13 protein-coding genes and 1 pseudogene are annotated in these 16,047 nt (G+C 71.7%); all 14 read right to left on the minus strand.

Features of this window, described 5'->3' with window-relative positions:
- Window positions 1–1,186 (minus strand): annotated as a pseudogene (locus FHS13_RS16810) (hypothetical protein); the annotation flags it as partial.
- Between the two features lie 61 nt (window positions 1,187–1,247).
- A complete protein-coding gene (locus tag FHS13_RS16815; protein WP_184292879.1) occupies window positions 1,248–2,102 on the minus strand; it encodes a DivIVA domain-containing protein in 855 nt (284 codons plus the stop codon).
- A 126-nt stretch (window positions 2,103–2,228) separates the two neighbouring features.
- Window positions 2,229–2,528 (minus strand): YggT family protein, encoded by a 300-nt coding sequence (locus FHS13_RS16820; RefSeq protein WP_184292880.1) that lies wholly within the window; start codon window positions 2,526–2,528, stop codon window positions 2,229–2,231.
- Window positions 2,529–2,567: 39 nt separating this feature from the next.
- Window positions 2,568–3,089 carry a cell division protein SepF gene (locus tag FHS13_RS16825; RefSeq protein ID WP_184292881.1) on the minus strand — a complete coding sequence of 174 codons (522 nt, stop codon included), beginning with the start codon at window positions 3,087–3,089 and terminating at the stop codon, window positions 2,568–2,570.
- 136 nt (window positions 3,090–3,225) lie between these two features.
- Window positions 3,226–3,948: a YggS family pyridoxal phosphate-dependent enzyme gene (locus FHS13_RS16830; protein WP_184292882.1), complete on the minus strand. Its 723-nt coding sequence runs from the start codon at window positions 3,946–3,948 to the stop codon at window positions 3,226–3,228.
- Between the two features lie 32 nt (window positions 3,949–3,980).
- The gene (gene pgeF / locus FHS13_RS16835; RefSeq protein WP_184292883.1) at window positions 3,981–4,760 is read right to left on the minus strand and encodes a peptidoglycan editing factor PgeF; all 780 of its coding nucleotides are present in this window, start codon (window positions 4,758–4,760) and stop codon (window positions 3,981–3,983) included.
- A gap of 287 nt (window positions 4,761–5,047) precedes the next feature.
- On the minus strand, window positions 5,048–6,586 hold the full coding sequence (ftsZ, locus tag FHS13_RS16840) for a cell division protein FtsZ (protein WP_184292884.1): 1,539 nt from the start codon (window positions 6,584–6,586) through the stop codon (window positions 5,048–5,050).
- 483 nt (window positions 6,587–7,069) lie between these two features.
- Window positions 7,070–7,840 (minus strand): cell division protein FtsQ/DivIB, encoded by a 771-nt coding sequence (locus tag FHS13_RS16845; RefSeq protein WP_343065063.1) that lies wholly within the window; start codon window positions 7,838–7,840, stop codon window positions 7,070–7,072.
- 17 nt (window positions 7,841–7,857) lie between these two features.
- The gene (murC, locus tag FHS13_RS16850; RefSeq protein ID WP_184292885.1) at window positions 7,858–9,318 is read right to left on the minus strand and encodes a UDP-N-acetylmuramate--L-alanine ligase; all 1,461 of its coding nucleotides are present in this window, start codon (window positions 9,316–9,318) and stop codon (window positions 7,858–7,860) included.
- Complete coding sequence (gene murG, locus FHS13_RS16855) at window positions 9,315–10,475, minus strand: undecaprenyldiphospho-muramoylpentapeptide beta-N-acetylglucosaminyltransferase (protein WP_184292886.1); 1,161 nt, start codon at window positions 10,473–10,475, stop codon at window positions 9,315–9,317. Before murG ends, murC begins: the two co-directional genes overlap by 4 nt.
- Window positions 10,472–11,893 carry a putative lipid II flippase FtsW gene (gene ftsW / locus FHS13_RS16860; RefSeq protein WP_184292887.1) on the minus strand — a complete coding sequence of 474 codons (1,422 nt, stop codon included), beginning with the start codon at window positions 11,891–11,893 and terminating at the stop codon, window positions 10,472–10,474. The genes murG and ftsW overlap by 4 nt, the downstream gene beginning before the upstream one ends.
- A gap of 163 nt (window positions 11,894–12,056) precedes the next feature.
- A complete protein-coding gene (gene murD, locus FHS13_RS16865) occupies window positions 12,057–13,511 on the minus strand; it encodes a UDP-N-acetylmuramoyl-L-alanine--D-glutamate ligase (protein ID WP_184292888.1) in 1,455 nt (484 codons plus the stop codon).
- Window positions 13,496–14,569, minus strand: a complete 1,074-nt coding sequence (mraY, locus tag FHS13_RS16870; RefSeq protein ID WP_184292889.1) for a phospho-N-acetylmuramoyl-pentapeptide-transferase — start codon at window positions 14,567–14,569, stop codon at window positions 13,496–13,498. Before mraY ends, murD begins: the two co-directional genes overlap by 16 nt.
- Window positions 14,566–16,011 carry a UDP-N-acetylmuramoyl-tripeptide--D-alanyl-D-alanine ligase gene (locus FHS13_RS16875; RefSeq protein WP_184292890.1) on the minus strand — a complete coding sequence of 482 codons (1,446 nt, stop codon included), beginning with the start codon at window positions 16,009–16,011 and terminating at the stop codon, window positions 14,566–14,568. Before FHS13_RS16875 ends, mraY begins: the two co-directional genes overlap by 4 nt.
- Between the last annotated feature and the right edge of the window lie 36 nt (window positions 16,012–16,047).

A 16,047-nucleotide genomic window follows, 5' to 3' on the forward strand; every position in this document is an offset into this window, starting at 1 on the left:
GCTCGTCGCCGCCGTCCCGCTCGGAACCGCCGTCCGGCTCGGACCCGTCCTCCGGCTCGTCCGCGGCCTCGGCGGCCGGCCCGGCCTTCCCGGAGTCTTCCTCGGCGTCGTCGTCCTCACGGCCCGGAATGCTGTAGGCGAAGGGCTCGTCGCCGCCGTCCCGCTCGGAACCGCCGTCCGGCTCGGACCCGTCCTCCGGCTCGTCCGCGGCCTCGGCGGCCGGCCCGGCCTTCCCGGAGCTTTCCTCGGCGTCGTCGTCCTCACGGATCTCGTCACCGGTGTTGCGTTCGGCTGCCAGGGGCAGCTCCGCCGTGTCCGGCTCCCCGCCCTCCTCGGACGCGCCGGCGTCCCGGAGCCCGTGCTCCTCGGTCTCCCCGCCGATGTCCTCGGGGCCCTCCACGTCGCGAAGGCTCTCGGAGGGCTCGCCGGCCTCCACCGCCGGTTCGGGGTCGGCGGGGGCGGCCGGGGCCGGGTCGTCACCGGAGGCATCGGCCTCCGCGTCGACGGGCTGTTCGGTCTCCTCCGCCTCACGCCGGGCGAACCAGTTCAACGGCTCCACCATCGCGGTCTCCACCACGGGAACCGCATCGGTGGACTCCCCGTCACCGGAGGCATCGGCCTCCGGCTCGGCGGACTCGTGTGCGGGAGCCACCGCGAGGACGGCGGGCTCCTCGTCGTGCTCGTCCCGGTCGGGAACGGCGGAGGCGGGCGGATCGGGCAGGGGATCCTCCTCGTCCGCGGCGGGGATCCGGTCCTCGGGCTCACGGGGCAAGGGCGGGGCGGGCGTCGCCGTGTCCGGTTCCGACCACTGCTGGGCCGTGGGCGTCTGCCAGCGCGGGCCGTCGTACTCGGGCTCCCCCTGCCCGGACTCCTCCGGGTCGCCCCAGCTCGGGCCCTCCCGCACCGGCGCGGGGGCCGGTGCGGGGGCGATGCGCACAGAATCCTGTTCCGGCACCGTGTACGCGCCCCCGGCCCCGGAAACGGACGACTTCCCCAAACCGTCCGTTCGGACCGGAGCGGTCCCGCCGCGCCTGCCCTGGACGACCGCGCCCAGGAGGAGGAGGACGCTCACACCTGCCAGCCCCAGTGCGATGTACACGAGAAGGGGTTCGGCGAGGACCAGGGCAGCCGCGATGACGGCGAGGGCCGCCAGCACCGCGACGGTTGCGAGAACGCTGAGGATCACGGAGGACCTTTACACGTGTTGTGCCGGAGTCTTCAGTTGTTCGGTGCCAGAGACCGCGGGGTCAGCGGCGCTCGTGCGGAGCTTCGCCGGGGTGGAAACCGCCGTGCTGGGCGGGCTCGGGCTGGCCGAACGGGTTGCCGGGGCCGTGCTGGAGAGAAGGGCCTCCGGCCTGGGGGGCCATCGTCTGGAAGCCGCCCGTGGTGTTCGGGTTGGGCTGGTCGATGCCCTTGGCGCCCTCCTCCAGCTCGCGCAGCTGGCGCTCGAAGTAGTCCTTGAGACGGCTGCGGTACTCGCGCTCGAAGTCCTTGAGCACGTTGACCTTGTGCTCCAGTTCCTCGCGCTGCTGGACGAGGCTGCCCATGACCTGGCGGTGGCGCTCCTGGGCGTCCCGGTCGAGGTTCTCGGAGCGGGCGCGGGCCTCACCGATGATCTGCTCGGCCTGGCGGCGGGCCTTGCCGAGGATGTCCTCGGACTCGTGGCGGGCGCGGCCGAGGGTCTCGTCGGCCTCGCGGCGGGCGTCGGAGATCGCCTGGTCGGCGGTCTGCTGGGCGAGGGCCAGGACGCGGGCGGCCGTGTCCATGTTCTCCTCGCCGCCCATGCCCATGCCGGGCGACATCATCGGGGCGGGCATGGGAGGCTGGGGCTGCTCGACGGCCTGGGGTGGTTGGACAGGCTCCGGACGCGGGGGTTCGGGCTGCTCCTGGGGCTGCTGGAAGTCCTGCATCCCCGCGTTGGGCACCTTGCCCCGCAGGCATTCGGCAAGTTTGCCGCGCAGTTCCTCGTTCTCCTGGATCAGCCGGTCCAGCTCCGATTCGACCTCGTCGAGGAAGGCGTCGACCTCCTCTTCGTCGTAACCGGGCCGAAGCCGGGTCGTACTGAACTGCTTGTTCCGCACATCAGCGGGTGTCAGCGGCATCTTCGTCTCCTTGGCGCGCTTGGAGTCTGTCCGTAGGGACGCTACCTGATCGTGACCTTACGGCAATGCCGTTCATGACCAAGACCACATAACGGAATCGGGGGCTTCTTCTTGCCCCCCATAGCCCTAGGCGACCGTTTGCATCAGGCTCCCGATGAGTCCTGTCAGAATGTAGATTCCGATGAACAGGATCAACACGCTCAGATCGAGCATGACGCTCCCCAGCCTCACCGGCTTGATGAACCGACGCAGGAACCTCAGCGGTGGGTCGGTGATCGTGTACACGATCTCTGCGATCACGAGCATGAACCCCGTGGGACGCCAGGTCCGGGAGAAGGACTGCACCATCTCCAGGACAACCCTCGCAATCAGCACGAAGACGAACAGCTGAAGCGCGATAAGCACCACGGACAGGACGAAACTCACGGTCGTTCCTCGACCCAATCTCTGGACAAATGTGATGGTCTAGCTCTGATTGAAGAACCCTCGCTCAGCGATCCGCGCCTTGTCTTCGGCGGTCACCTCGACGTTGGCCGGGGACAGCAGGAACACCTTGTTGGTCACGCGCTCGATACTGCCATGCAGACCGAAGATCAGGCCAGCCGCGAAGTCGACAAGACGCTTCGCGTCGCTGTCGACCATCTCGGTCAGGTTCATGATCACCGGTGTGCCTTCCCGGAAGTGTTCTCCGATGGTACGCGCCTCGTTGTAGGTGCGCGGATGGAGCGTGGTGATCCGTGCGAGGTCGGCGGTGGAGGGGGCCGTGGTGGTACCGTTTCGGCGATCACCCGCACCCGGGTGGTCGCCGGTGTCGGTCACTGCCTCGCCCCGCGCTCCCTCGCCGTGCGGAGCCCCGGCCTCGCGCTGCTCCTCCACGACCTCGTCGAATTCGTCGAACTCATCATATTCGTCCGCATAGCGGTGATCGTAACGGTCGTCCTCCACGAGGCCGAGGTAGACCGCCATCTTGCGCATCGCGCCGGCCATCTCATGTCCTCCGTCGTCCCCGCGGCCTTCAACGCAGCCGACTCCTCCGTACTCGGCCGCCTTGCCCGCTCTCACGGGGGAAGACGCCCATTCGGGCGAACTCCAACAGACAGGCCCCAAGGTCCATGTGGGGACATTACCCCACGATCGACCTACGGTTGCCGAGCAACGCCGCGCCGAGTCGCAGATGTGTCGCGCCTCGCTCCACAGCAGCTTCCAGATCACCGCTCATACCCGCGGAGATCGCTGTCGCCCGAGGATATCGATCACGGATCCTGCTCGCGACCCCGTAGAGGCGGGAAAAAGCGGTGTAGGGGTCTCCTTCCCGCGGCGCCACGGCCATGACGCCCCCCAGCTCCAGCGCGTCGTGCTCGTCGATCCGGGCCGCCAGGTCGAGGGCGTCGGAGGGGTCGACCCCTCCGCGCGGGCCGATGACCCCGGCCCGGGAGTCGTCGTCGAGGTTGACCTGGACCAGGCAGGTCAGACGGCGTCCGGCCGCCTCGGCCCGGTCCCCGAGCGCCCGGGCGAGCCTGTCCCGGTCCACCGAGTGCACGCAGTCGGCGTAGGAGGCCACCGATCTGGCCTTGTTGGTCTGCAACTGGCCGACGAAGTGCCATGTCAGCCCCAGGTCCGCGGTCTCGGCGGCCTTGGGCGCGGCCTCCTGGTCGCGGTTCTCCCCGACATCGGTGACACCGAGTGAGGCGAGGATTCTCACGTCCTCTGCCGGGTAGGTCTTGGTGACCGCGATCAGCGACACCTCCTCGGGGCTGCGGTCGGCCTTGCGGCAGGCCGCCTCGATGCGTGCGCGCACCGTCTCCAGGTTGGCCCGGATCTGCGCGGCGCGGTCGGATCGTGACACTGTGCTCCTCAACTCCTGTCGGCCGGCCCTGTTCACGGGCCCTCGGTTCCTGCGTCCGCCGGACCGCTTCCGGCGCCTTCGGTCCCCGGGGCGTCCTCACGCCAGATCAGGGAGGCGAACCTGCCTGTGGGCGCGCCCCTCCTGTGGGAGAAGAGCTCGGGGCTCTCCAGGGTGCAGCGGCCGTCGGAACGGATGTCGGACACCCCCGCCCGGCGCAGCTGGGCGGTGACGGCGGCGACCATGTCCACGCCTGCGGTCCCCTGCCGGGTGGTGGAGGCCGCCTCGGGCGTGTGCCGGGCCGTCTCGGCCTGGAGCTCCGGCGGCACCTCGTAGCACTTGCCGCAGATCGCGGGGCCCAGGTAGGCGGTGATGCGGTCGGGCCGGGCACCTTGCGCCACCATCTCGCCGACGAGGTTGGCGGCCACCCCGTGCGCGGTCCCCAACCGCCCGGAGTGGGCGGCCCCCACGACGCCGGCCTCACCGTCGGCCGCCAGGACCGGGAGGCAGTCGGCCGACAGGGAGGCCAGGACGAGTCCCTTCCTCGTGGTCACCACCCCGTCGCAGGTGCCGACCCCGCCGGGTGCGTCGGCGACCACGACGTCGGCGCTGTGCACCTGGTCCATCCAGACGAACCGGTCGGCGTCCAACCCCAGGAGCTCGGCCGCGATGCGCCGGTTGGCCAGGACCGCCTCCCTCTCGTCACCCACGCCCAGACCCATGTTGAGCGAGTCGCGGGGCGGGGCGCTGACACCGCCGCGGCGCTCGGTGACGGCGACGCGTACGCCGCGGCCCAGATCGATGACGTTGCCCATCGGTGTGTTCGCAGTCCTTCCAGAGCGTGTTCGGTGGGTGCCGCCCGTCGCGGTCGGGACTCCGGTGCGTACCGCACGGCAGGAGCCCTCCTACCGCGTCCGCCCCGCAGACCTCGCAGGGCAGGGACCCCGGCGGTTCCCCACCGACCGGGAAGAGCGCACCGGAGGACGTGCCGGGGCACCGCGCCCGGGAGCGGGGGCGGTGCCCCGCACCCCGAACGAGGCGACGGCCCCGCCGTGTGGGTCGGGGCCGCTGACTCGTCGATCGTACCGGGGGCACGGGAGGGCTACTTCAGGAAGTCGGGCACGTCCAGGTCGTCGGGCTCCTCGAAGACGACCCGCCGCCGGGGCGTCGGGATGTCCGCGCGCCGCTCGGCGGAGGCGTCGGAGACCATGTGGACGGAGCTCGGCTGCTCCTCCTCCCGCGGCTCCTCGCGGACGGCGGGGCGCTCCTCCGTACGGGGGGACTCCTCCGGCTCCGCCTGCCCGGTGGAAGGGGCGGGCGCCGCCGGCGTCGGGGACTCGGGCTCCGCGGGCTCCTCCGCCCGCACGGGCTCCTCGGAGCGGTGCGCCTCGGGGCGGGCGGCCGGCGGCCGGGGCTGGGCGGGCGGCTGCACGGGCGGCTGCGCGGGCGGCTGAACCGCCGACCGGGCCGGCTGCTGGGACAGCGGCGGTACCTGCGGGCGAGCGGGTTCCGCGGCGGGCCGGCGCGTCTGGCCGAACCACGAGAGGCTGCCGGCCGACGCCCCGTTCCCGTCGGCGGCGGTCGCGGCCGGGGCAGCCGGCCTCTCCCCCCCGCCGGACGCGATACCCGCAGAGGGGGCGGCGGCCTCAGGAGGGTCCACCGGCTCCCGCTTGTGCACACTGGGCCCGGTGACCTCGGGTTCGTCGAACCCTGCCGCTATGACGGTGACCCGCACCTCGTCGCCGAGGGCGTCGTCGATGACGGCACCGAAGATGATGTTGGCCTCGGGTGCCGCCGAGTTCGAGACGAGCTGGGCCGCCTCGTTGATCTCGAACAGGCCCAGGTCGGACCCGCCCTGGATGGACAGCAGCACCCCGTGGGCGCCGTCGATACTGGCCTCCAGGAGCGGTGAGGAGATGGCCATCTCCGCGGCTGCCACCGCCCGGTCGTCTCCTCTGGCCGAACCGATGCCCATGAGGGCCGACCCCGCACCGGACATGACGGACTTGACGTCCGCGAAGTCGAGGTTGATCAGGCCCGGGGTGGTGATCAGGTCGGTGATGCCCTGGACACCCGAGAGGAGGACCTGGTCGGCCGCCTTGAAGGCGTCCAGGACACTGACCTGGCGGTCGGAGATGGACAGGAGCCGGTCGTTGGGGATCACGATGAGCGTGTCGACCTCCTCACGGAGCATCGCGATGCCGGACTCGGCCTGGGTGGCCCGCCGCTTGCCCTCGAAGCCGAAGGGGCGTGTGACCACTCCGATGGTGAGGGCTCCGAGGGAGCGGGCGATGTTGGCGACCACGGGCGCCCCGCCCGTACCGGTGCCGCCGCCCTCTCCCGCGGTGACGAAGACCATGTCGGCCCCCTTGAGGACCTCCTCGATCTCCTCCCGGTGGTCCTCGGCCGCCCTGCGGCCGACGTCGGGGTTGGCCCCCGCTCCCAGGCCGCGCGTGAGTTCGCGTCCGACATCGAGCTTGACGTCGGCGTCACTCATCAGCAGCGCCTGGGCATCGGTGTTGATCGCGATGAACTCGACGCCCTTGAGCCCCTCTTCGATCATTCGGTTGACGGCGTTGACACCGCCGCCGCCGATGCCGACGACTTTGATGACCGCGAGGTAATTTTGCGGTGCTGCCACGACGAGGGGCCTTTCCGCTCGCATACGCCGGTCCGTCACCGCTTCCGGGTGGCTGTGGCCACCGGGAGCGCCTACCGGACCGGCATCCGGTTCTACAGTGTGCGTTTCGGGTGTCCCCGGAAAGGCTGGCGCCGGGACCGGGGGACCCGGGGCGGCGCGTACCGCGGGCACCGGCCCGGGGAGGGCCGGCGCCTCCCGCACGCATCGGCGGGAGGGAACGGTTGCTGCGCGCCCCGAAAAGCGTGTTGTGCTACTCGGCTGACGTTGGTTGTGCCTCCCGACAGTAGGCGGAGCACCGACCCCCGGCAACCGGTAACGGCCTCAGCCTAACGTCGCCCAACACGGGGAAGCGATGTGCAGGCCCGGCGCGTCGCGTCTGGAATGTCCCCGCCGGGTGTTCGGGAGCCCCTGCGGGGGTGTCGTGCCGGGGCCAGGGGGAAGGCGCGCCCCGCCGCTCCTCCTCCGCGCGGCACGGTCGCCGCTTCACCGGACGATGGCCAGATCGGGGTTCGACACGTCGTAGACGGTCTCCGCACCGGGCGGGTGCTCACGCAGGAGGACGCGCAGGATCTCGCCCTTGTCGGCGGCAGCCTCGGCCGATCCCCACTCCACCGTCGCGCCGTCGACGAGGTGGAGGACGACGGCGTCGGGATCGGCGGCGTCGACGAGCTGGATCTGGGCGATCAGGGCCCCCGGGGCACCCTCGACGATGTCGGCGGCGGCCCGCACCCCGTCGTTCCCCTCCAGCTCACCGGTGACCTGGACCAGGGGGTGGGTGCCGGGCCGGGTCGGCGAGTCCTCGATGCGGACGCCGTCCCCGTCGACGAGGCGGTACTCGTCCCCCACCTGGACGGCCAGCACGGGTCGGCGCTCGACCACCTCGACCCGCAGGGTCGCGGGCCACCCCCGTGTCACCGTGGCCGACTCCACCAGTTCCAGGGACTCGGCCCGCCCCTCGCTCCTGTCGAGGTCGACCCGGATCAGGGGTGTCCCGGTGGGCACGGCCACGGCGTCGATCACCGCCTGGTCGGAGACCCTGTCCGTCCCGGTGACGGAGACCTCGCGCACCACCAGCAGGCGCGAGCCCAGCAGGAGCCAGGCGACCGCGCAGAGCAGGGAGACCACGAGCAGCGCCATGAAGGTGAACTTCCAGGGGTCGGACCGGCGGCCCTGCGGGGCCGGCCGGTCCCGGCGCCGTTCCCGGACCGCCGTGCCTGTCCGGACTCCGGTCCCGGCCTCCCGGTCCTCACCCACCCGATCCTCCCTCTCTGTTACTCCCCGCCCAGCTCCGCGGCCTCGGCCAGGCGGTCCACGATCAGCGGTCCGAGCTCGGTGACGTCGCCCGCGCCCATGGTCAGGACGATGTCCCCCGGCCGGGCCAGGTCGGCGGCCAGACGCACGGCGTCGCCGCGGTCGGGCGTGTAGTACACGTTGCCGTGCCCCACCCGGGAGGTGATCAGCTCGCCGGTGACACCGGGCTCGGGGTCCTCGCGGGCGGCGTAGACCTCCAGCACCACGACCTCGTCGGCCAGGGTCAGGGCGGCTCCGAACTGCTCGGCGAAGATGCGGGTGCGGCTGAACAGGTGCGGCTGGAACACCGCGACGATCCGCCCCCCGGACTCCTCGCCGCCGTCCTCGCGCGCCTCCTCGGCGAAGGACTCCAGGGCCGCGCGCGTGGCGCTCAGGTCGGCCTCGATCTCGGTGGGGTGGTGGGCGTAGCTGTCGTAGACGGCGATTCCGCCCGCCACACCCTTGGGCTCGAAGCGGCGTGCCGCTCCGGCGAAGTCGGCGATGCCCTCGGCGGCGACCTCGATGTCGTGGCCGAGCTCGTCGGCGACGGCGATCGCGGCGGCGGCGTTGAGCACGTTGTGCCGGCCCGGTACCGCCACGGCCCCGTCCACGCTCACGCCCCCCGCCTTGCTCAGGGTGAACTCCGTGGTGAAGCCGCGGGCGCGGATGCGGGTGATCCGGTAGTCGGCGTCCTCGGCCTCGCCGTAGGTGAGCACCTTCTTGCCGCGCTCGCGGGCGGTCTCGGCGACCCTGCGGGCACCGGGGTCGTCGATCCCCACGACGAGGGTGCGCCCGACGCGGTCGACGAAGGCGTCGAAGTTGGCGTGGATCTCGTCGATGCCGCTGTAGTTGTCGAGGTGGTCGGCCTCGACGTTGGTGACCACGGCGATCGTCGGGGAGAGCATGAGGAAGGATCCGTCGCTCTCGTCGGCCTCCACCGCGATGGGCCCGCCGATCCCCGCGTCGGCGCCGAGACCGGTGGTGACCAGCTTGCCGCCGATCACGTAGCCGGGCTCCACGCCCAGGTGCTGGAGCACCACGGTGACCATCGACGTGGTGGTGGTCTTGCCGTGGGTACCGGCGACGGCGATGCCCTCGCGGCCGAGCAGCAGGGCGCCCAGGGCCGCGGCGCGGGGCAGAATGCGCAGGCCGCGGCGGCGTGCCTCGGCCAGCTCGGGATTGGTCTCGCGGATGGCGGAGGAGATGACGAGCGTCTCGGCGTCGCCCAGGTTCTCGGCGGCGTGGCCGACGTGCACCTCGGCGCCCATCTCCTCCAGTTCACGCAGGGTGTCGCTGTCGCGGGCGTCGCTGCCCGACACCTCCGCGCCGGACTGGAGGAGGACGCGGGCGATGCCGGACATCCCGGCGCCGCCCAGTCCGATGAAGTGGGTACGGCCCAGCTTGTCGACGGGGACCGGGTCGGTCGGCTGCACCAGGCTCATCGGAGGTCCTTCCCGTCGTCCTCGAAGGCGTCGTCGCCCTCGTCCGCGGGGATCGGCATGTCGGGTGTGGGGCGCTCGCCCCGGGCGATGGCCGCCACCTCGCGGGCCAGTTCCATGTCGGCGTCGCGCCGGCCCATCCGCGAGGCGGCCTCGGACATGGCCACGACCCGGTCGGTGTCGGTGAGCAGCGGGATGAGGCGGTCGGTGATCCACTCGACGGAGATGTCGGCGTTGTGCACCATCAGGCCGCCGCCCGCCTGGACGATGGGTTCGGCGTTGAGGGCCTGCTCACCGTTGCCGATGGCCAGGGGCACGAAGGCGCCGGGAAGGCCGACCGCGGTGAGCTCGGCGCAGGTCATGGCACCGGAGCGGCACATCGCCATGTCGGCGGCCGCGTAGGCCATGTCCATGCGGTCCACGTAGGGCACGGCGACGTAGGGGATGCCGTCCTGGGTGAGGTCCTGGGGCTCCTCGGCGTTCTTGGGGCCGACGACGTGCAGGACCTGGACGCCGTTGTCGCGGAAGGCGCCCCGGGCGGCGAAGGCGGTCTCGTTGATGCGCTGGGCGCCCTGCGACCCGCCGAAGATCAGCAGGGTGGGCAGGTCGTGGCGCAGCCCGAAGTAGGCGCGGGCCTTGTCACCCATGGCCAGCCGGTCCAGGGTGCTGATCTGCCGGCGCAGAGGAATGCCGACGAAGCGCCCGTTGCGGATCTGGGTGTGGGGGTGGCCGGTGTAGACGTGCGGGGTCAGCCGCGCGCCCAGGCGGTTGGCCAGGCCCGGCAGGGGGTTGGCCTCGTGCACGACGATGGGGATGCGCCGCCGGCGGGCCGCCAGGTACCCGGGGGTGGCGACGTAGCCGCCGAAGCCGACGACGACGTCGGCCTGGATCCGGTCCAGGTGGTCGCCCGCCGCGCTGAGCGCTCCGGCGAGCTTGCCGGGGACACTGAGCAGCTGGGGGGTGATCTTGCGGGGCAGGGGCACCGCGGGGATCAGACCCAGTTCGTACCCCCGCATGGGCACCAGCCGGGTCTCCAGGCCCCGTTCTGTCCCCAGACAGATGATCTCGGTACCGGGATCGATGCGCCGCAGTGCATCCGCAAGGGAAAGCGCGGGCTCGATGTGCCCGGCCGTGCCGCCTCCGGCGAGGGCTACCCTCATCGTCGCAGATTCCTCCTTGGCCGGTCTCCCGCCGGGACCGGGCCGTTCCTGTGCTTGCTCCTGTCACCGCGGGGACCCGGCTTGCGCGGGCGGCGCGCCGCGATGCGCCCGGAGGGGGTCGCGCCGCCCCGGTTCTGTGCCGGAGTGGCGAGGTTTTCCAGACCAAGCCAGCTTAGGGCCCTTTGTACCCGTCCGGGACCTCGGGCCGCCAGGGCCTTCCTCGCCTGCGGCTCCTCCTTCGCGAGGGAGAGCAGCACGCCGAGGGCGACCATGGTCGTGATCAGCGACGAGCCTCCGTAGGAGACCAGCGGCAGCGGAACCCCGGTGACGGGCAGCAGGCCGATGACGGCGCCGATGTTGATCATGGTCTGGGCCATGATCCAGGTCACGACGGCGAACGCGGTCAGGCGGGCGAAGGGTTCCTTGACCCGGCCCGCCACGCGCAGGCCCGCACCGCACAGGACACCGAACAGGGCGATGACCAGCAGAGTGCCGACCAGGCCGAACTCCTCGCCGATGATGGCGAAGACGAAGTCGGACTCGGCGAAGGGCAGGAACCCCCACTTCTCCCGGCTCGCGCCGATACCGACGCCGAAGATGCCGCCGGTGCCCAGGGCGTAGAGCCCGTGCACGGACTGCATGGCGGGGCCCTGGGGGTCGGCGTTGGGGTCGAAGAGGGTGGTGACGCGCGTCATCCGGTAGGGCTCCACGGCGATGGCCATGACCGCCAGGCCCAGGACCAGCCCGAACATGGCCACGAAGAGCTTGCCCGGGGCGCCGACGACCCACAGCAGGCCCAGGAAGGTCGTCAGAAAGACGAGCGCGGTGGAGAGGTTGGAACCCAGAAGCACCAGCATGACGAGCAGGCCGCAGCCGGGCAGCAGCGGAAAGAGCAGGTGCCGCCACTCGGTCAGCTCCTTGAGCTCCTCCTTGCGGGCCAGGATCGCGGCGCCCCACAGGACGAAGGCCAGCTTGGCGGGCTCCGAGGGCTGGACGACCAGGCCGCCGATGTCGAGCCAGCGGGTGGCGCCGTTGACCTCGACCCCCTGGAAGACGGTGAGCAGGAGCAGGGCCGCGGAGACGATCATGGCCGGGTAGCCCACCAGGCGGAAGACCTGCTGGGGCAGGTGGGAGGCCAGGATCATGAGGGGCAGGCCGACGATCGCCGACACCAGCTGCTTCTGGAAGAGGGAGAAGGAGGAGCCGGTCTCGGTGATGGACTTGACCATGGTGGAGGAGAGCACCATGACCAGGCCCAGGGCGATGAGCAGGACCGCCGTGCCCAGGATCAGGTAGTAGGAGGTGAGCGGGCGGTCCAGGGACCGGGCCCACTCGCGCCACAGGACGCGCTCACGAGAACCGGTCGCCGTTCTTGCCCTGGGCGGGGCCGCCGCCCCGGGAACCACTGTCGTCGCCATCCACACCCTCCGCACGTCGGCGCCTCAATAGTGGCGCACGGCAACGACGGGAAGCGCGGACATTTTCCGCGTGTTGGCCATCTTTGGCGTAGGGATGCGTGGTGAAGGGCACAACCGGGTGCGACCGCGCGCGCTTTCTCACGCGCGGTCGCACCTCAGGAGCTCACAGTGCCCGTCGGACGGCTTCGGCGAAGAGGCGTCCCCGTTCGGGATAGTTGGCGAACATGTCCATGGAGGCCGCGGCCGGGGCCAGCAGCACGGTGTCGCCCTCGCGCGCCGCGGCCGAGGCCTCGGCGACGACGGCGTCCATGACGGTGCGGCCCTCGGGAAGGCCTGCCGCGTCGACCTCGACGACGGGCACGTGGGGTGCGTGCTTCTCGAGGGCCTCGCGCAGACGGGCGCGGTCGGCGCCGATGAGTACCGCCGCACGCAGCCTGTCCGCTGACTCCCTGACCAGGTCGTCGACCTCGGCGCCCTTGAGCAGGCCGCCCGCGATCCAGACCACGGACCTGTAGGACCCCAGCGACGCGGCAGCCGCGTGCGGGTTGGTGGCCTTGGAGTCGTCCACGTAGTCGACCCCGCCCGACGAGGCGACGAAGGCGATGCGGTGGGGTTCGGGTGTGAAGTCCCGCAGCCCGGCGCGCACCGACTCCGGCCGGACGCCCGCGGCCCGGGCCAGGGCGGCGGCGGCCAGTGCGTTGGCGACGTTGTGCGGGGCGCGGGGCTGCACGTCGGTCAGACCCGCGAGTTCCTCGGCGCTGGTGCCGGGGTCGTCGACGAAGGCCCGGTCGACCAGCAGGTCCTCCACGACCCCGAGCTCCCCGGCGCGCGGGGTCCCCAGACCGAAGCCGACCAGCGGTGCGTGGGGGTCGCCCTCCTCCTCGGCCAGGCGCACCGACCAGGTGTCGGCGGTGTTGACCACGCGGATGGTGTCCCGGGCGAAGATCCGGCCCTTGGCGCGGGCGTAGGGCTCGAGCCCGCCGTGCCAGTCCAGGTGGTCGGGGGCGACGTTGAGGACTGCGGCGGCGAAGGGCCGCAGGCTTTCCGACCAGTGCAGCTGGAAGCTGGAGAGTTCCACGGCCAGGATGTCGTGCACGTGTCCGCCGGCGTCGGGCAGGACCGCCTCGACGACGGGGGTGCCGACGTTGCCGACGGCAAGCGCGTCGCGGCCGTCGGCCCGCAGGATCGCCTCCAGCATCCGGACCGTGGTGGTCTTGCCGTTGGTGCCGGTGATGGCCAGCCACATCTGGTCGGCGGGCTTGAGCCGCCATGCCAGCTCGACGTCGCCGACGACCTCGACCCCCGCCTCGGCGGCCCGCACCAGCAGCGGGGAGTCGGGGCGCCAGCCGGGCGAGGTGACGACGAGGTCGCAGTCCTGGGGCAGCGGTGTGGCGCCGAGGACGACCTCGGCGCCGGCCGCGGTGAGCTCCGCGGCCACGGAGCGGGAGGCCTCGTCGTCGCGCCCGTCGACGACGGTCACGCGGGCCCCGCGGGCCAGGAGCGCCCTGGCCACCGGGGGCCCGGACACCCCCAGCCCGGCAACGCACACGTTCCGGCCGGAGAGGTCGCCCGCTCCGGTCCCGGCGGTGCCGCCGCCGGCCGTCACCTCGGCATCCATTCCAGGTAGAACAGACCGATGGCGATCGCCACGAACAGGCCCTGGATGATCCAGAAGCGGATGACGATGGTCTGTTCGGCCCAGCCCTTGAGTTCGAAGTGGTGCTGGAGGGGCGCCATGCGGAACACGCGTTTGCCGGTGAGGCGGAACGACGTGATCTGGATCATCACCGACAGGGTGATGACGACGAACAGGCCGCCGATGAGCAGCAGCAGGAGCTGGGTGCGGGTGGTGATGGCCAGGCCGACGATGAGGCCGCCCAGGGCCAGGGAGCCGGTGTCGCCCATGAAGATCTTCGCGGGAGGGGCGTTGAACCACAGGAAGGCGATGCACGAGCCCAGCACGGCCGAGGCCACCACAGCCAGGTCCAGGGGGTCGCGGACCGTGTAGCAGCTGTTGGACAGGTAGGCCACGCAGGACTGGCGCAGCTGCCAGTTGCCGATGATCACGTAGGCGACCAGGGAGAGGATGGTCGCGCCGGTGGCCAGGCCGTCCAGGCCGTCGGTGAGGTTGACGGCGTTGGAGAAGCCGACGATGAGGAACAGCGCCCAGAGGACGAACAGTCCGATCATCAGCGGGGGGCCGAAGTCGCGGAGGAGGGAGAGACTGGGGGCGGCGGGGGTGTAGCCGTAGCCGTTGGGGAACTGGGTGACGCCGTAGGCGAATCCGACGCCGACGACGGCCTGTCCGACCATCTTGGCACCGCTGCGCAGGCCCAGGCTGCGGCGCTTGTAGATCTTGATGAAGTCGTCCAGGAAGCCGACGCATCCCATGCCGACGAAGAGGAACATCACCAGCAGGCCGGAGGCGGTAGGCCCGGTGGCCCCCGGCTGGACCAGCCACAGCACCAGGTGGGAGCCGAAGTAACCCAGCACCGCGCCGAGGATGATGACGATGCCGCCCATGGTGGGCGTGCCCTGCTTGGTCTTGTGGCCCTCGGGGCCGTCGTCGCGTACCTCCTGGCCGAACTTGAAGCGGTAGAGGAGTTTGATCAGCGGCGGCATCAGCGCCATCGAGATGATCAGCGACAAGGCCGCCGCGATGGAGATGCCGATCACTGGTCATCACCCTTGGTGATGAGGTCGATAACCCTTTCGAGTGCTGCCACCCGCGATCCCTTCACAATGACGACATCTCCTGCGCGCATCAGGCCGCGCAGCGCCGCGGCGGCCGCTTCCGCGTCCGCCACCCGGACGGTCTCGCCCGACCACCGGCCCTGCTGTGCGGCGCGCTCGGCGCCGACGGCGATTCCCTCGGCCCCGTCGCCGACCACCAGGAGGTGGGACACACCGGTGTCGGCGGCGAGTTCGCCGATCCCCTCGTGCTCCGAACGGCCGTCCTCGCCCAGCTCGGCCATGTGGCCGAGCACGGCGACGGCGCGGCGTTCCCGGGCGAGGGCGCCCAGGGTGGCCAGCGCGGCCCGCATGGACTCGGGGTTGGCGTTGTAGGCGTCGTTGACCAGCGTGACGCCGGCGTGCTCGGTGACCTCCATGCGCCACCGGCTGGCCGGTGTCGCGGCGCCGAGCGCCTCGGCGATGCCGTCGGCGTCCATACCGAGCTCGTCGGCGACGGCGGCCGCCGCCAACGCGTTGTGCACCTGGTGGGCGCCCACGAGTGCGAGCTGCACTCGGGCGCTCTCTCCGCCCAGGTGAAGTGTGAAGGAGGGCGCTCCGGTGTCGCCCAGGACCACGTCCGAGGCCCGTACCTGCGCGTCCTCCGCCAGACCGTAGGTGACCGTGCGTGCGCGGGTGCGCGAGGACATCGCGGACACCTTGGGGTCGTCGGCGTTGAGGATCGCGACGCCGCCGCTGCCCTTGGGCCCGCCCTCGGGGAGCGCCTCGACGAGTTCGCCCTTGGCCTTGGCGATGGCGTCGCGGTCGCCGAACTCCCCCATGTGGGCGCTGCCGACGTTGAGGACCACGCCGATCCGGGGCGGGGCCACACGGCACAGGTGGGCGATGTGCCCGATGCCGCGGGCGGCGACCTCCAGGACCAGGTGGCGGGTGTCCTCGTCGGCGCGCAGAACGGTGAGGGGGTGGCCGATCTCGTTGTTGAACGAGCCGGCGGGGGCGATCGTGGCGCCCAGCCGCCCGACGACCTGGGCGATGAGGTCCTTGGTGGTGGTCTTGCCCGAGGACCCGGTCACGCCGATGATCTCGGCGGCCCGGTCCCCGCGCTCGGGGGAACCGAGCTCCCGGGCCGCGTGGCGCGCCAGACGGGCCAGCGCCTCGACGACCGCGTCGTCGCCGCCCGGGGCCAGCAGGTGCGGCACGGGGACCGGTCGTGAGGCCAGGACAGCGACGGCTCCGGCCGCGACGGCCGCCTCCGCGTAGTCGTGGCCGTCGACCCGCTCCCCGTTCAGGGCGACGAACAGCGATCCGGGCGCCGCTTGCCGGGAGTCGATGACGACGGGTCCGTCGACGACGCTCTCGGGGCGCACCGGTCCGCCGACGGCGGCTCCGGTGATCTCGGCGATCCGATCGAGCGTGAGCGCGATCAAATCCACTCCTCAGGTAAGGCCCGACCCACGGCGACC

The sequence above is a fragment of the Nocardiopsis algeriensis genome (genome assembly GCF_014203695.1).
Taxonomy (GTDB): domain Bacteria; phylum Actinomycetota; class Actinomycetes; order Streptosporangiales; family Streptosporangiaceae; genus Nocardiopsis; species Nocardiopsis algeriensis.